Origin of the sequence: Campylobacter sp. GB48 (assembly GCF_049221845.1) — a bacterium.
GTDB classification, from domain to species: Bacteria; Campylobacterota; Campylobacteria; order Campylobacterales; family Campylobacteraceae; genus Campylobacter_D; species Campylobacter_D lari_C.
In genome coordinates this window covers 1-16367 of record NZ_JBMJAR010000020.1, presented here as the reverse complement: position 1 = coordinate 16367, position 16367 = coordinate 1, and the positions used below count along the sequence as shown (strand labels likewise).

18 protein-coding genes are annotated in these 16367 nt (G+C 29.8%); 11 read left to right on the top strand and 7 right to left on the bottom strand.

Going from position 1 to position 16367, the window contains the following annotated elements; translation table 11 throughout:
* Window positions 1–90 precede the first annotated feature (90 nt).
* Genes ychF through rpiB form a run of 6 tightly spaced genes read right to left on the bottom strand, consistent with a single transcriptional unit; the run spans window position 91 to window position 4533 of the window.
* Window positions 91–1191 carry a redox-regulated ATPase YchF gene (ychF, locus tag ACOTVC_RS08065; protein ID WP_421628253.1) on the bottom strand — a complete coding sequence of 367 codons (1101 nt, stop codon included), beginning with the start codon at window positions 1189–1191 and terminating at the stop codon, window positions 91–93.
* Entirely contained in the window at window positions 1188–2639 is a 1452-nt protein-coding gene (locus ACOTVC_RS08060) for a leucyl aminopeptidase (RefSeq protein WP_421628250.1), read from the bottom strand. The genes ychF and ACOTVC_RS08060 overlap by 4 nt, the downstream gene beginning before the upstream one ends.
* Complete coding sequence (locus ACOTVC_RS08055) at window positions 2636–3229, bottom strand: DedA family protein (protein WP_039618134.1); 594 nt, start codon at window positions 3227–3229, stop codon at window positions 2636–2638. The genes ACOTVC_RS08060 and ACOTVC_RS08055 overlap by 4 nt, the downstream gene beginning before the upstream one ends.
* A 1-nt stretch (window position 3230) precedes the next feature.
* Window positions 3231–3770 (bottom strand): adenine phosphoribosyltransferase, encoded by a 540-nt coding sequence (gene apt / locus ACOTVC_RS08050; RefSeq protein WP_087684751.1) that lies wholly within the window; start codon window positions 3768–3770, stop codon window positions 3231–3233.
* Complete coding sequence (locus ACOTVC_RS08045; RefSeq protein WP_039618138.1) at window positions 3767–4099, bottom strand: hypothetical protein; 333 nt, start codon at window positions 4097–4099, stop codon at window positions 3767–3769. The genes apt and ACOTVC_RS08045 overlap by 4 nt, the downstream gene beginning before the upstream one ends.
* A complete protein-coding gene (gene rpiB, locus ACOTVC_RS08040; protein WP_039641324.1) occupies window positions 4096–4533 on the bottom strand; it encodes a ribose 5-phosphate isomerase B in 438 nt (145 codons plus the stop codon). The genes ACOTVC_RS08045 and rpiB overlap by 4 nt, the downstream gene beginning before the upstream one ends.
* 140 nt (window positions 4534–4673) lie before the next feature.
* On the opposite strand from rpiB, the gene ACOTVC_RS08035 reads away from it, so the two are divergent.
* Together ACOTVC_RS08035 and ACOTVC_RS08030 are read left to right on the top strand one after the other, a co-directional pair.
* Complete coding sequence (locus ACOTVC_RS08035; RefSeq protein ID WP_039641326.1) at window positions 4674–5225, top strand: MCP protein-glutamate methylesterase; 552 nt, start codon at window positions 4674–4676, stop codon at window positions 5223–5225.
* A 9-nt stretch (window positions 5226–5234) separates the two neighbouring features.
* Entirely contained in the window at window positions 5235–6017 is a 783-nt protein-coding gene (locus ACOTVC_RS08030) for a CheR family methyltransferase (protein ID WP_039641329.1), read from the top strand.
* Here ACOTVC_RS08030 and ACOTVC_RS08025 read toward each other — a convergent pair.
* Entirely contained in the window at window positions 6014–7207 is a 1194-nt protein-coding gene (locus ACOTVC_RS08025; protein ID WP_087684749.1) for an MFS transporter, read from the bottom strand. The two genes, ACOTVC_RS08030 and ACOTVC_RS08025, sit on opposite strands and share 4 nt — an antisense overlap.
* A 105-nt stretch (window positions 7208–7312) precedes the next feature.
* Between ACOTVC_RS08025 and ACOTVC_RS08020 the strand changes: the two genes are divergently transcribed.
* From ACOTVC_RS08020 to ACOTVC_RS07980, 9 genes are all read left to right on the top strand, one after another.
* Complete coding sequence (locus ACOTVC_RS08020; protein ID WP_421628246.1) at window positions 7313–8359, top strand: dehypoxanthine futalosine cyclase; 1047 nt, start codon at window positions 7313–7315, stop codon at window positions 8357–8359.
* Window positions 8359–9579, top strand: a complete 1221-nt coding sequence (locus tag ACOTVC_RS08015) for a M16 family metallopeptidase (RefSeq protein WP_421628244.1) — start codon at window positions 8359–8361, stop codon at window positions 9577–9579. The genes ACOTVC_RS08020 and ACOTVC_RS08015 overlap by 1 nt, the downstream gene beginning before the upstream one ends.
* On the top strand, window positions 9569–11392 hold the full coding sequence (recG, locus tag ACOTVC_RS08010) for an ATP-dependent DNA helicase RecG (protein WP_421628242.1): 1824 nt from the start codon (window positions 9569–9571) through the stop codon (window positions 11390–11392). Before ACOTVC_RS08015 ends, recG begins: the two co-directional genes overlap by 11 nt.
* Window positions 11385–11987 carry a nitrosative stress-response regulator, Crp/Fnr family gene (locus ACOTVC_RS08005; RefSeq protein ID WP_012661401.1) on the top strand — a complete coding sequence of 201 codons (603 nt, stop codon included), beginning with the start codon at window positions 11385–11387 and terminating at the stop codon, window positions 11985–11987. The genes recG and ACOTVC_RS08005 overlap by 8 nt, the downstream gene beginning before the upstream one ends.
* A 43-nt stretch (window positions 11988–12030) precedes the next feature.
* On the top strand, window positions 12031–12678 hold the full coding sequence (locus tag ACOTVC_RS08000) for an amino acid ABC transporter permease (protein ID WP_214119252.1): 648 nt from the start codon (window positions 12031–12033) through the stop codon (window positions 12676–12678).
* On the top strand, window positions 12671–13330 hold the full coding sequence (locus ACOTVC_RS07995; protein WP_039618154.1) for an amino acid ABC transporter permease: 660 nt from the start codon (window positions 12671–12673) through the stop codon (window positions 13328–13330). The genes ACOTVC_RS08000 and ACOTVC_RS07995 overlap by 8 nt, the downstream gene beginning before the upstream one ends.
* Before the next feature lies 1 nt (window position 13331).
* Window positions 13332–14069: a pathogenesis-associated glutamine ABC transporter, ATP-binding protein gene (locus tag ACOTVC_RS07990; protein ID WP_039618156.1), complete on the top strand. Its 738-nt coding sequence runs from the start codon at window positions 13332–13334 to the stop codon at window positions 14067–14069.
* A gap of 108 nt (window positions 14070–14177) precedes the next feature.
* Window positions 14178–14975 carry a cysteine ABC transporter substrate-binding protein gene (locus ACOTVC_RS07985; RefSeq protein ID WP_373274199.1) on the top strand — a complete coding sequence of 266 codons (798 nt, stop codon included), beginning with the start codon at window positions 14178–14180 and terminating at the stop codon, window positions 14973–14975.
* Window positions 14976–14977: 2 nt separating this feature from the next.
* Window positions 14978–16198 carry an MFS transporter gene (locus ACOTVC_RS07980; RefSeq protein WP_214115550.1) on the top strand — a complete coding sequence of 407 codons (1221 nt, stop codon included), beginning with the start codon at window positions 14978–14980 and terminating at the stop codon, window positions 16196–16198.
* The last annotated feature ends 169 nt before the right edge of the window (window positions 16199–16367 follow it).

Below are 16367 nucleotides of genomic sequence, written 5' to 3'. Positions count from 1 at the left end.
TACAAAGAAACAACTACAAAATTTAGTTCAAAATTTAATTACAAAATAACTGAAAAGTTAAATTGAAAAACAATTCAATGTTTGAATCAATCAAACATTGAATCTAAAATGCATTACATCACCATCTTGGACGATGTAATCTTTACCTTCAAGGCGTAGTTTTCCTGCTTCTTTAGCACCGCTTTCACCTTTGCAAGCTATGTAGTCTTCATAAGAAATTACTTCAGCTTTGATAAAACCTTTTTCAAAGTCATTATGTATCACACTTGCCGCTTTTGGTGCTTTCCAACCTCTTTGTATAGTCCATGATCTAACTTCTATTTGACCTGCTGTAAAATAACTAATTAGATTAAGCTTTGAAAATGCTGTGCGTATAACTACTTCAAGTCCGCTACTTTCTATACCTAAAGATTTTAAAAACTCATAATTTTCTTCATCACTTAATGCTATCATTTCTTCTTCTATTTTTGAGCAAAGTTTGATAACTTCATGACCTGATTTTGCTGCAAATTCTTTAAGATTTTTTACAAATTCATTATCTTCTAAAAGTGAATTCTCATCCACATTTGCCCCATATATCACTTCCTTAGCCGAAAGTAATCTTAGTTCTTTTATAAGAGCTTGATAGACTTCATTTTTATTTGGAAATGAACTTGCACTATTATTTTGATTTAAATGCTCTAAAAGCTCATTAGCTAAAGTTAAGCTTTCTTTTGCACCTTTTTCGTTAGCTTTTGCACCTTTGGTGAGTTTTTCTATTTTTTTGCTAAGTTGCTCTATATCTGCTAATATAAGTTCTGTTTCTATGATTTGTACATCACGCACAGGATCGACACTACCTGCAACATGAGTGATATTTTCATCATCAAAACAACGCACGATGTGTAAAATCATCTCAGTTTCGCGTATATTAGACAAAAATTTATTACCTAAACCTTCACCTTTACTTGCTCCTGCTACTAAGCCTGCTATATCTACAAATTCTATATTTGAGCGTATGATTTTTTGCGGATTAACGATTTTTGCCAACTCTTTTAAGCGATGATCAGGCACAGGCACTACCGCTTTGTTTGGTTCTATGGTACAAAATGGATAATTTGCACTTTCTGCATTTTGTGCTCTTGTTAGCGCGTTAAAAGTAGTAGATTTTCCAACATTTGGAAGCCCTACTATACCAACTGATAAACTCATTTTTTATTCCTTGAAAGATAAAGTAAATATGAAAGACACATTCTAACACCTGCGCCAGTTGCACCAAAATTATGATAACCCCAAGCTTTTTCTAAGTAAGCTGGCCCTGCGATGTCTAAATGCAACCATTTGTCTTTGTATTCTTCTCTAATAAAAGAATTTAAAAATAATCCCGCTGTAATAGCCCCACCATAACGACTTGAAGAGGTATTACTAACATCTGCTATATTTGATTTTATAAGTTCTTTTAAATGTGGATTAAAATGTAGAATGGTAGCTAAATCCCCACTTTTTTTACTTACTTTATAAAATTCGTTTTGCAAATCTTCATTATTTCCCATGATGGCACTTGTGTATTCTCCAAGCCCTACTACACAAGCTCCAGTTAGAGTAGCAAGATCTATTAATAAATCAGGTTTTAGATCTTGAGCAAGTGAAAGACAATCAGCTAAAACTAATCTTCCTTCCGCATCGGTGTTTCTAATCTCTATACTCACACCTTCTCTTGAAATAAGTACATCATCAGGTTTATAAGCATTTCCACCTATCATATTTTCAGTTGCACCGATGATAGAATGCACTTCTATATCAAGGTTTAATTCACTCGCACCCTTGATGATAGCCATTGCGGCTGCACCACCACTTTTGTCTGATTTCATCGTTAGCATATAATCAGCAGGTTTTAAACTAAGTCCACCACTATCATAAGTTAGTCCTTTGCCTACAAACACTACTTTCATTTTTGCGTTTTTTGGTTTATATGAGAGATGAATGAGTTTTGGTGGATGAACTGAAGCGCGATTTACTGCTAAAAACGCTTGCATTTTTTCTTGCTCTAAAAAATCACTTTCGTAAATTTTACATGAGATTTTATGATCATTTTGGCTTAAGCTAAGAGCATCTTCAGCCATTTTAGCTGGGGTGTAAATTTGAGGAATTTCATTAACAATATCTTTTGCAAAATCACAAGCGTTTGAAAAAGCTTGACCGTAATCAATCCCTATACAAGCTTCTTCTAGGTTGTAAGATTTTTCATTGATTTCATCTTTTGAAATGAAGATATTTTCTAGTTTGCTTGGCGTTTTTTCTTTTTTATATTTGTTAAATTCATAAGCACCGAAGGTAAATCCTTGAATCATAGCATTAAAGCTATTTACTACGCATTTTCCTACGACACTTTTTGTTTTAACGCTTTTGATTTCTAGTTTTTTTAAGGCCTTGTAAGCACTTGCAAAAGCTAATCTTATATCTTCATATTCTAAACTCTTAAGTTCGCTATAAAGAATCTTATTTTGCATATCTATGCAAATTCCTTCGCCTTTGTAATTTGAAACTTTAAAAAGCTCTTGACTTTGAGTATATTTTTCTATCTTTTTATCTTGTATTAATATGATTTCAAAATCAGCATTGATAGATTCAATACTTTTTTCTTTAAAATTAAATGTCATTTATGTGTCCTTTTTCTAAGTATAGATTTTTCTATTTGTTTCATACCTAAAAACAAAGCAAGTAAAAAACCAGCAATAATAGGCACTGCAAAATACCAGTGATCTCCAGCCCATTCTACAGCTAGCCAAATTTCTTTTCCAAAAAACCATGCTAGTAAAATGGTAATAGCAGCCCAAGCCCAAGCACTAATGAGATTAATAAATGCAAATTTTTTGGCACTATAACGTGTTAGTCCTATACTCATAGGTATAATAGTTCTAAAGCCATACATATATCTTTGTATGAAAATAATAGGCCAGCCAAAACGTTGCAAGAGTAAATGCGCTATAGCAAATTTACGCCTTTGAGTGCGGAGTTTTTTCTGAATGTATTTTTTATTATATCTTCCTATATAAAAATATATTTGATCGCCTACAAAACCACCTAAACCTGCTATGAAGATTATAAGGCCTAAATTTACATGTCCTTCGTGTGCGAAAATACCTGCTAAAATAAGCGCTAGTTCTCCCTCAAGTATACACCATAAAAATACGATGATATAAGCCCAGTTTTTATAATCATATAAAAGTTGTTTTAAAAATTCTTCCATTTTATACCTCTAAAACACTATAGACAGAAGTTAATTTAGCTAATTCCTTAGCTCCATCAAGATCTTTTAATTCTAGTAAAAAACAAGCTTCAATGCATTTTGCATTGAGTTTTTCTATGAGTTTAACAGCAGCTATTGCTGTACCACCTGTAGCGATAAGATCATCTATAAGTAAAACATTTGCTTTTTGATTATTAAAAGCATCGATGTGAATTTCTATAGTATCATTGCCATATTCTAAGCTATAAGATTCTTGCAGGCATTTTGAAGGTAGTTTTCCAGGTTTTCTAATAGGCACAAAAGGCAATTTTAATCTAGCACTTAAAGCAGCCCCAAAAATAAAACCTCGACTTTCTATGCCAACAATATAATCAAGTTTTGCGTTTTGATATTTTTTAACTAAATGATCCATTAAAAATGCAAATGCTTCTTTATTATTTAATAAAGTTGTAATATCTCTAAAAATAATCCCTTCTTTTGGAAAATCCTTAATAGCTCTAATGCTATCTAATAAATATTTTTTGTCTTGTTCTTTTATCATAATAACGCCTCGATTTTTGCTTCTAATTCTTTAATTCTTTGTCTTAATTTTTCATTTTCAATACGATATTGTGAATTTCTTGTTCTAAGAGAAGTTAAGTCCGCTTTGCTTTTATTTAATTCTTCAGTTAGAATATCAATATTACCCAAACTTCTTTGAAGCTGTACTTGTAATTTTCTAATGACTATTTCAGTATCATCAAGATTGTTTTTTATAAATTCTTTTGCCACTTTTTCCTTATGAAGTAAGGTCTTGTAGTAAAGTAGCATAATAGTCATATAAATACTAACACAAATTAATACAGTTAATACAAGCCAACTTAAAATCATGATTTTGCCTCTATTTTGTTAATTCGTACACAATGTCTCCCACCGCTAAAAGAAGTATTGATGAAATTTGAAATAATTTCAAAGGCCATATCTACTCCTATTAATCTAGCTCCTAAAGCTAAAACATTTGCGTCGTTGTGTTCTCTTGAGAGTTTAGTGCTTAAAGGTTCGTTACACAAAGCACAGCGTATATTTTTGTGGCGATTTGCTGCTATGCTCATGCCAATACCTGAGCCACATATTAAAATTCCAAAACTGTTTTCATCGATTTTAGAGCTTAATAAATGCGCATAATCAGGATAATCACAACGATCTTCACTAAAAGGTCCTAAATCTTCAAAGTTTATATTTTTTTCTTGCAAGAAATTGATAATCTCTTGCTTTAAAATAAAACCAGCATGATCGCTTGCTATGTAAATTTTCTCTCTTAACATTAACAATCACTTTATTGTTGAAATTTTAAAGTATTAATTTTATCATATTTAATTAAAATTTTTCTTTCTTGTATATAATATTTTTAGATGTTTTCAAATATTTATTTGATATAATAACAACAATATATTTAAGGTTTAAAATGAAGCTTATATTGATTGGTTCTTCAACGGGTGGTCCAAGCCAACTAAAGTTTTTGCTAAATGATGTGGAACTTAAAGATTGTGCTGTGGTGATTGCTCAACATATGAATCCAAGTTTTATTCCTTCTTTTGTAAATCAATTTAACAAAGAAGCAAAAAGCGATGTGATTATACCAAGTGATAAAGAAGTTTTAAAAAATAAAATTTATATTTGCCAAAGAAATATGGTTTTAAGTGGGAATAATACACCGGTGTTAAATGTTACTGAAGAAACAAGTAGCTTTAATCCAGGGATTGATGTTTTGTTTCATTCTGCTGTAAATCTTTGCAAATATAATAAAATTTTAGCTTTAATTATGACAGGAATGGGTGATGACGGTGCTAAGTCTTTGCTTGAACTTTATAAGGTTGGGGTAAGATGCTTGTGTGAAAATGAAGCAGATTCTATAGTATATGGAATGCCAAAAAAAGCCAGAGATACTAATCCAAATCTAAAACCCATGAGTTTAATAGAACTTAAAAAAGAAATAGTTAATTTTATAAAATCATAGGATGAAAAGATGATTAAAATTGCAGAAAATGAAATGCATGATTTTGTGAAAATAGTAGAACAAATAAGTGGAAATAATTTAAATGCTAAGAGAGATATCTTATTGGTAAAACTTCCAAAATTTTTACAAGAATTAGGCTTGAATAATCTTAGTGAGTTAAATGAAAAAATTCAGTTTCAAAGAAATCTAAAGCAAGAAACTATGGATTTTATTACAGTTTGTGAGACTTATTTTTTTAGAGAATTAGAGCAGTTAAAAGATGTTATTTTTTATATAAAATCTCTTGATAGGCCTGTAAATGTACTTTGTGCTCCATGTTCAAGTGGTGAGGAAGTGTATTCTTTGGCTATTTTGGCAAGTGAAAATTTCATTAAAGGTATGAATATAGTTGGTATAGATATTAATAAAAAAATGATAGATAAATGTAATGAAATGATATATTCAGAACGTTCAGTGGCTAGATTAAATACTATGCAAAAGACACGTTATTTTGATATAAAAGATAGAATGTATCATCTTAAAAAAGAAACTTTGTCTTGTAGATGTCGTTTTGAACTTTGTAATGTTTTTGATGATTCTTTATTTAGACTTGGAAAATTTGATGTAATTTTTTCAAGAAATATGATGATATATTTTGATCAAGATTTCAAAATAAGACTTATGGAACGTTTTTATAAAATCTTGAATAAAGAAGGTAGAATTTATCCAGGAAAATCAGATCATGTACCTGAGACAGCTTATTTTAATAAGAGTTTCTCAGCAGGTGGAATTTATTATTCTAAGGTGGATTAATTATATTTTTTATTAAACCACCACCAATAAATTGCCGCAAAGATAAAACATACTCCCAAGCCAAAAGTAAAATGGCTTAATTTTACTCCATAAAATTCAAATAAATATCCTGTTGAAAAAGCAATAATTGCGCTAAAAGTTAAATATACCATATCATTATATGCAATTACTCTACCATAGTATCTTTTATCACAATCATTTTGTAAAAGTGTATAAGTATAGCTCCATAAAGATGAAGTACAAAAACCTGCCATCACTAAGCCTATAAAGGCAAGATAAAAGTTAAATTGCAAGCAAGCCCAAAGCATGATGCCTATGCCTTGTGCTAAGTATAAATATACCAAGGTGTTTTTGTTAATATAAGGACTAAGCACATAAGGACCTATGAGCAAAGATATAGCTCTTATAGCATTAGAAATTCCTATAGCTAAAGGTATAGAAATAACTTTTGCGTATTCATATTCTGCTAAAAGAGTGATTAAAACATCATAAGCAGTTATCCCTACAACCCCATGAAGTAAAATCAAATGAATGATTTTTTTATTATTAAATACATAAGTTAAACCCTCTTTTACTAATACAAAAACATTATTTTGTGTGGTGTTTTTTTCATCGGGTAAGATTAAAGTTTTAAGTATAAGCATAGCGCAAAATAGCATTAAAGTATCGGCTATAAAAGCTGGCTTTACTCCAAAAAGATCTATAAAAAGTCCTGCTGCACCCATACCCAAAGCATATGATACAGCCCATATAATACTATGAAGCTCATTACCTAGTTTTAGCTCTTGTTGTGTTAAAATTTTAGGTAAAACCGACATTTCTGTTTGAAAATACATACTTGCAACCGCCATACGTACAAAGGTTAAAAAGTATAAAAACCAAAGCATAGCCAAAGAATTTACAAAAATTAGCATAAAAATAGAAATCATCTCAATGCTAATCATTGTTAGCAATAAATTCTTAGGTTTAAATCTATCTACTATAACTCCATTTATAGGTGCAAGTATAATAGAAGGTAAAAAAACAAAAATAGCTGAAAAACCTATAATATTTGCAGGTGCTTGTAGCTCTTTGGTTAAAAGAGTAAAAACACCCACTTGAGAAAACCACGCACCAAAATAACTTATAAATTGTACTGTTGCTAAAAGGCGAAAAGTTTTATTATTTTTAAGTAAAGACCTATAAGTCATGAACATCCTATGAATATATGAAATTAAAGGGCTTGATTATAACGTTTTTAAGATTATTTTACATTTAAATGTTATAATAATTCTTTTTTATAAAAAAGGTTAATAATGAATAGATTAAGCAAAAAAGAAGCATTAAATTTACTCCAAAATGCACCTTTATATGAACTAGGTGCAATGGCATATGAGAAAAAATTAGAGCTTCATCCTGAAAAAATAACTACTTTTGTGGTAGATAGAAATATAAACTACACAAATATTTGTTGTATTGATTGTGATTTTTGTGCTTTTTGTAGAAAAGAAAAAGATGATGATTCTTATATTTTAAAATACGAAGAAATAGGACAAAAAATAGAAGAATTACAAGCCATAGGTGGAACGCAAATTTTATTTCAAGGCGGAGTACACCCAAAACTTAAAATAGAATGGTATGAAGACTTACTTTCTTATATAAAAACTAATTATCCAACCATCACTGTGCATGGTTTTTCAGCAGTAGAGATAGCTTATATAGCAAGAGTTTCTAAAATTTCTATTGAAGAGGTTTTAAAAAGACTACAAGCTAAAGGACTTTTTTCTATACCTGGAGCAGGTGCTGAAGTATTAAGCGATAGAGTAAGAGATATTATAGCACCACACAAATGTGACACAGCTACTTGGCTTAGGGTGCATGAGAGTGCACATAATATAGGTATGAAAAGTACTGCTACTATGATGTTTGGTACGGTTGAGAATGATGAGGAAATTATCGAACATTTTGATCATTTAAGAAATTTACAAGATAAAACAAATGGTTTTAGAGCTTTTATTTTGTGGTCATTTCAAAGTAAAAATACCCCTTTAATCAAAAAACATCCTGAAATCATCAAGCAAAGTTCTAATAGATATTTAAGATTGTTAGCTTTAGCAAGATTATATTTGGATAATTTTAAAAATTTACAAAGCTCATGGGTAACACAAGGCTCTTTAATAGGTCAACTTGCTTTAAAATTTGGTGCAAATGATTTAGGTTCAACTATGATGGAAGAAAATGTCGTAGCCGCAGCGGGTGCAAAATACAGAATGAATCAAGAACAAATGATAGAACTTATCAAAGATATAGGAGAATTACCTGCTAAACGCGACACAGCTTATAATATTTTAGAAAGGTTTTAATGCTAAATTTAGACTTTAATGAAACTAAAATAGACATAATATATGAGTATGAAAACGAGCTTCCTATAGTATTTTTCAAACTCATTTTTAAAAATAGTGGAAAAATAGCAGAAAAACACAATAGAGGTTGTGCAAGTATGCTTGCTAGGATTTTAAACGAAGGAAGCAATGATGAGTTTTTTAAAAGCTTAGAATACCGTGCTATAGAGCTTTATGCTAAGGCTAGTTTTGAGCATTTTCAAATTAGTATTAAGTGCTTGAAAGAACATTTTGATTTTGCTTTAGAAAAATTACAAGAATTGTTTTTAAATGTGCGTTTTGATGAAAAAATCTTACAAAGATTAAAAACTTTAGCTTTAGGTGAGCTTGCAAGTTTAAATACTGATTATGATTATCAAGCAAAAAGACTTTTAAATAAAAATGTTTTCAAAGATGAAATTTTTGCTAGTGGTCTTGATGGGACTAAAGAAAGCATAGAAAAGATTAGCTTAAAAGAATTGCAAGATTTTATGAGTGAAAATTTAGTACTTGATAATGCTTTATTTGTTTTTGGTGGAGATGTTAAAGAAGATGAAGTGAAAGTTAAAACAGAAAAAATTTGCCAAATTCTAAAAAGAAACACTCCAAATCAAAATAAAAATTACAAACTCATTGATGAGAGTATAGAAGTAAGTGAGCAAAAAAGTACCGAGCAAGCTTATATATACTTTTGCTCCCCATTTAATATGCAAATTAATGATGAGAAAATGTATTTAGCTAAACTTGCTTTATTTATCTTGGGTCAAGGTGGTTTTGGTTCGCGTTTGATGGAAGAAGTGCGTGTGAAAAGAGGCTTGGCGTATTCAGCATATGCTATGCTTGATGTAAATTTAAATTATAGTAGAGTTTTTGGGTATTTGCAAACTAAAAATGAAAGTTCCAATGAGGCTAAAACTTTAGTTAAGGAAGTTTTTGAAAACTTTGTCCAAAATGGAGTAAATGAAAAAGAATTTCAATTAGCTAAGCAATTTTTGGTAGGTTCTATGCCTTTAAGATATGAAAGTTTGGCTAAAAGACTAGATATAATGCTAAATGAATATTTACATGGTTTAAAACTTGGAAATTTAAAAGAAGAAATGCAAAAGATCAAAAACACTACCTTGGATGAACTAAATGACTTTATCAAAACACATAGTGAAATTACAAAAGTGAGTTTTGCAAGTATAGAAAATGAAAGTTGAAGAAAAGGATTTAAAACTACTTCATGCTTTAGGGGTTAAAAATTGTATCGATTTGGCTTTGATTTTGCCTAAAAAATTTGATGATTTTAGAATTTCAAAGTTTCCAAAAGATACATTTTGCACCCAAAATGTAAAAATTATTAGCACGCAAAATCATCACTCTCAGCTTTTTATACTTTGTGAATGTTTAGAATGGGGTATAAAAGCAAATATAGTAATCTTTCATCCTAATAAATGGCATTTTAAAATTTTTAAACATAATGCTTTAGTTTGTATCCATGCAAAGATGAATTTTTTTAATGGAATTTGGCAGTTTATAAACCCAAAAATAGTAAAAAATATAGGTCAAATAGTCCCTAAATACCAAATTAGCTCTATTAAAGATGAAAGCATAAAAAAACTTATTTTAAAATATGTCAATGAAACTAATTTAAAAGCGCTAAATTTAGAACAAAAATACATTAATTTGCTTTTAAATTTGCACAATTACGATGATTTGATTCTTTATGAAAATTTTAACTCCATAGTTAAAGATTTAAAATATATAGAAATTTTTAATCATCTAAGGCGTTTAAAGGGCAAAAAAATATCACAAAATGCTTATAAAATAGAACTTTTCGATATAAGCTCTTGGCTTAAGGGTTTAGAATTTAACCCTACAAATGATCAGCTTTTGGCGATAGAAGATATTAAAAAAGACTTACAAAGTAAAGTTGCTAAAAGGCGTGTGGTGATGGGCGATGTTGGTTGTGGTAAGACTTTGGTCATACTTGCTGCAAGTTTGCTAGTATATCCTAAAAAGGCTATTTTAATGGCTCCAACTAGTATATTAGCAGAGCAAATTTATCATGAAGCAAAAAGACTTTTGCCTGATTTTGTTAATGTATTGCTTTTAAAAGGTGGTAAAAAAGATAAAGATTTAGCAAAATTAAAAGAACAAGCTCATTTTATCATAGGTACACATGCACTCATTCATCAAGAAGAATTTGAAGCGGTTTTAGTGATGATAGATGAGCAACACCGCTTTGGCTCTAATCAAAGACAAAAAATAAGCGAGCTTAGTAAAAACTCTCAATATGCTCCACATATCGTGCAATTTTCTGCTACGCCTATACCAAGAACGCTTTCTATGATACAAAGTGAGCTTGTAAATTTTAGTTTTATTAAACAAATGCCTTTTAAAAAAGACATTAAAACTTTTTGCATACAAGATAAAGATTTTAAATATTTGCTTAAAAAAATTGATGATGAACTAGCTAAAAATCATCAAGTAATCATCATTTATCCTTTGGTAAATGAAAGTGAAAATATAGATTATTTATCATTAGAACAAGCACAAGGATACTGGATAAACAAATACAAAAATGTTTATGTAACCCATGGAAAAGATAAAAATAAAGATCAAATTTTGCAAGAATTTAGAGAAAAAGGCACGATTTTACTTTCTACGACGGTGGTTGAAGTGGGGATTTCTTTGCCAAGACTTAGTGTGATTGTAGTTGTTGGGGCTGAAAGACTTGGGCTTGCTACCTTACATCAGCTTCGAGGTAGGGTAGGTAGAGTAGGGCTTGAGAGCTTTTGTTATTTATACACTAAGCAAAAAGAAATTCCAAGCCGTTTGCTTGAATTTGCTAAAACTTTAGATGGATTTAAAATAGCTGAGCTTGATTTAAAAAACAGACTAAGTGGGGATTTGTTAGATGGTAGAGTGCAGCATGGTAATCATTTTAAATTCTTTGATTTTGCAGATGATGAAGAATTAGTTTTAAAAGCAAAAGAAAGTATTAAAAATATGGAAAAAGAAAATGGATAAACATTTTGAAATTTTAATTTCTAAAGGCAAGAAAAAACATTTTAACAAAGGGAATATTTTATTTTTTCAAGGTGAAAAAGCAAATAAAATTTACATTTTACTAAGTGGAAAAGTGCGTATATATAAGGTAAATGCAAAAGGTTTTGAGCTGACACTGCATACTCTAACTCCGGTGAATTTTATAGCCGAAATGCCTGTGTTTGAGGGTATTAATTACCCAGCTAATGCTATTTGTGAGCAAGATTGTGAAATTTGTGTTTTTGATTTTGATGAATTTAAAAAATTATGCTTAGAAAATGGGGAATTTAGCTTTTTGCTTCTGACTTCTTTAATCGGTAAAATTCGAATTTTAGAAAATTTCATCAGGCAAAAATCTTTGGATTTAAAGTCAAGATTAGTCAGCTTTTTACTAGAAAATGAAGAAAAATTACAAAATTTAAAGCAAAAAGAAATCGCTGTGATTTTGAATTTACCCCCAGAATCTTTGTCGCGTTTTTTAAAAGAATTAAAACAAAATGAGCTCATTTGTACAAATAAAGGTAAAATAGCAATTTTAAATAAAGAAAAAATGCAAAATTTAATTAAGTCTTTTTAAGTCTTATTTGTTACAATATTGTATTTAAAGTATGGAAGGTTTTATGGATTTTGATTTTTTAATCAAGTTTAGCCCTATGTTTATACAAGCTTCTTGGCTTACTTTAAAACTTGCTATTTATGGGGTGTTTTTTTCATTTTTAGTAGGTTTATTTTGTGTGGGAGTAAGTTATTTTAAATTTTCTTTTTTAAATACAATCTGTAAAATTTACATAGAATTTTCAAGAAATACACCTTTATTAATCCAACTTTTCTTTTTATATTATGCTTTGCCTGAGTTTGGGATACACCTTGGCTCTTTTGCATGTGCTGTGATAGGACTTAGCTTTTTAGGTGGTTCTTATATGGCAGAGAGCTTAAGAGCGGGTATGGAAGCAGTGAAAAAACAACAATACGAATCAGGACTTTCTTTGGGTTTGAGTAAATGGCAAAATTTTCGTTATGTAATCATACCTCAAGCTTTGGGTATAGCTATGCCAAGCATTAGTGCTAATATCATTTTTTTACTCAAAGAAACTTCAGTGGTAAGTATTATTGCTTTAGCGGATTTAGTATATGTGGCTAAAGATCTTATAGGGCTTTATTATAAAAGTAATGAAGCATTATTTGCTTTGGTGCTTTGTTATTTGATTTTGATTTTACCTTTATCTTTAGTGTTAAACCGTATAGAAAAAAGGTTAAATTATGTTTGAAATTTTAAATCAAGATACCTTTTTTAGACTAGCACAAGGCTTAAAGGTTACTTTAGAGCTTTCATTAATTAGTGTTTTGATTTCACTCATAGGAGGAGTATTTTTTGGAATTTTAATGCATTCTAAAAATAAAATCCTTTATGCTTTTTGTCGTTTTATGCTCGAGTTTGTGCGTATTATGCCTTTGATTGTTTGGCTTTTTATAGTGCATTTTGGCTTGGCGAAATGGTTTGGATGGCATTTGAGTGCTTTGGGTTCTAGTATTATTGTTTTTAGTATATGGGGCGTGTTTGAGATGATGGATTTGGTTAGATCATCTTTAGCAAGCATACCAAAACACCAGTACGAATCAGGACTTTCACTAGGTTTTAATAAATTTGAAGTTTATCTTTTTATCATTATACCTTTATCTTTAAGAAGATTATTGCCAATGAGTATTAATCTCTTTACAAGAATTATCAAAAGTACTTCAGTGATTTATCTCATCGGCGGTATAGAGCTTATTAAAGTAGGCCAACAAGTGATCGAGCTAAATTTATTTCAAAACTCTTATGCTGCTTTTGTGATTTATGGTTTGATTTTATTGATTTATTTTATACTTTGCTATCCTTTGTCGGTATATTCAAAGTTTTTAGAGAAAAAATGGAGCTAATATGAGCATTTTAAAAATACAAAATTTACAAAAATACTATGATGATCATCATGTTTTAAAAGATATAAATTTAGAAGTAAATCAAAAAGAAGTAGTGGTTATACTAGGTCCAAGTGGTTGTGGGAAATCTACGCTTTTAAGATGTATTAATGGTTTGGAAGAAATGGCTGATGGGGCTATTTTTGTAGATGATGAAAAAATTGATAAAAATTATAAAAAATGGACTCAAATTCGCCAAAAAATAGGCATGGTATTTCAATCTTATGAACTTTTTGATCATTTAAATGTGGAGCAAAATATACTCTTAGGGCCTTTAAAGGTGCAAAAAAGAAAAAAAGAAGAGGTTTTGGAAGAAGCTAAATACTGGCTTGATAGAGTAGGGCTTTTGCATAAATTAAAAGCCTATCCTAAAGAATTAAGTGGCGGACAAAAACAACGCATAGCCATAGTTAGAAGCCTTTGTATGAATCCTGAAATCATGCTTTTTGATGAAGTTACAGCAGCGCTTGATCCTGAAATTGTGCGTGAGGTTTTAGATGTGATTTTAAATTTAGCAAAAGATGGTATGACTATGCTTATAGTTACACATGAAATGGGTTTTGCTAGAGCAGTTGCTGATAAAATAGTTTTTATGGACGATGGAAAAATAGTAGAAATTTCAAAGCCTGATGAGTTTTTTGAAAATCCAAAAACTGATCGTGCGAAGAAATTTCTCAATTTGTTTGATTTTCATCGTTAATTTTTATTTTAGAAAAGATTTGTTTAAAAAATTAATATAAGGTTTAAAAATTTAAATTTCAATCATAAGGAAAAAAATATGAAAAAGATTTTTCTTTTATCGTTTTTAATGGCACTTTTTTTTAGCGCTTGCTCAAATCCAAGTTCTAACGAAAACTCCATAGAAAAAATCAAACAGCAAGGTGTTATCCGCATAGGTGTGTTTGGTGATAAACCTCCATTTGGTTACTTAGATGCTCAAGGAAAAAATCAAGGCTATGATGTGTATTTTGCTAAACGTATAGCAAAAGAACTTTTAGGGGATGAGTCTAAAGTACAATTTGTTTTAGTTGAAGCAGCAAACAGAGTAGAATTTTTAGAATCAAATAAAGTAGATTTAATCTTAGCGAATTTTACTAAAACTCCAGAAAGAGAAGCTGTGGTGGATTTTGCTTTGCCTTATATGAAAGTTGCTCTTGGGGTAGTAGCTCCTAAAGGATCAGATATCAAAACTATAGATGATTTAAAAAGCAAAACTTTGATTTTAAATAAAGGTACAACAGCTGATGCATATTTTACAAAAAATATGCCAGAAATTAAAAGTGTTAAATTTGATCAAAACACAGAAACTTTTGCAGCTTTAATCGGTAAAAGAGGCGATGCGCTAAGCCATGATAATGCTTTACTTTTTGCTTGGGCTAAAGAAAATCCAAATTTTGAAGTGGTAATTAAAGAACTTGGAAATCATGATGTTATAGCTCCTGCTGTAAAAAAAGGTGATGAAGCTATGTTGAAATTTATCAATGATTTGATTATAAAATTACAAAATGAGCAGTTTTTTCACAAAGCTTATGATGAAACCTTAAAGCCATTTTTTAGCGATGATATAAAAGCTGATGATGTAGTAATCGAAGGTGGCAAAATTTAATAATGCAAAAAGCCTTTAAAAATACCATCTATGCTTCTTTAGGTGGTATTTTAGAATTTTATGATTTTGTTTTATTTATCTTCTTTGCAAGTGTTTTTGCAAAAATTTTCTTTCCTCAAAACGATGATTTTTGGCCATTAATCTATACTTATGTAGCCTTTGGAGCAGGATATTTAGCTAGACCTTTTGGTGCTGTTGTTTTAGCACATTTTGCAGATATTAAAGGGCGTAAGAATGTTTTTTATGTCAGTATGCTTTTAATGGTCGTGCCAAGTTTTGTTTTGGCCTTTTTACCTACTTATGAAAGCATAGGACTTTTAGCTACTTTTATGCTTTTTATCATACGGATAGCTCAAGGGCTAGCCATAGGAGCTGAAGTGAGTGGTGCTTGGATTTTTGTGAGCGAATTTGTGAGTAAAAAAAGACTTGGCTTGGCACTTGGTTTTATTTCAGCGACTTTAACTTTAGGTTTATTACTCGGAAATTTAGCGACTTTAAGTATATATGCGTATTTTGATAAAGAAGAAGTAGAAAGCTTTGCTTGGAGAATTCCTTTTTTTATAGGGGGATTTTTTGGCATATTAGCTTTATTTTTGCGTACAAAACTTAACGAAACACCAGCTTTTAAAAACATAAAAGAAAAAGAAAAAATTTTAAATTTCCCGCTTTTACAAGCTTTAAAAACACATAAAAAAAGTATGTTAATATGCGCTTTGCTTACTGTGGTTTTAACAAGCGGGGTAGCTACTTTAATGATACTACCACAATATTTTGAAAGCCTATTAGGAGTTAGCAAAACTACTGCTTTGACATATCAAAATTTGGCCATAGTGATGATCATACTAGGAAGTTTAGTGCAAGGTTATTTGGCTGATTTATTAGGACATTTTAAAATTTGTTTGATTTTCACTTTAATTTTTGGAGTTTTTGGTATAAGTTTTAGTTTTTATAATGAGTGGTTTTTGTTATTTTATTTACTTGCTTGTTTTGCGCAAGGTATTATAGCTTTTGCTCCTATTTTTATGACTCAAATTTTTACTACAGAGTTAAGATCAAGTGGTCTTTCTTTTGCTTATAATATCTCTTATGCGATTTTAGGCTTTTTAACACCCTTTATTGTTAATTTTATGTATGAGAAATATTTTTATTTTTATATATTTTTTGTGTTTATTACTAGTTTGATAAGTATGTTTTTGGTAAAAAAATATATTAAAATTTTATAATATTTTTTTTCTTTCAAACTGCTATTTTTAGGATATTTATAAATTTCAAACAATTTTTTCTTAAATTATACTTAAGTAAAAATTTATAAATAAAATACTAATATTAGCTTATAAAACATGCAAAATATATAAAAAGGACTTTTTCAATGCATATAAGCACAGCTAAAAA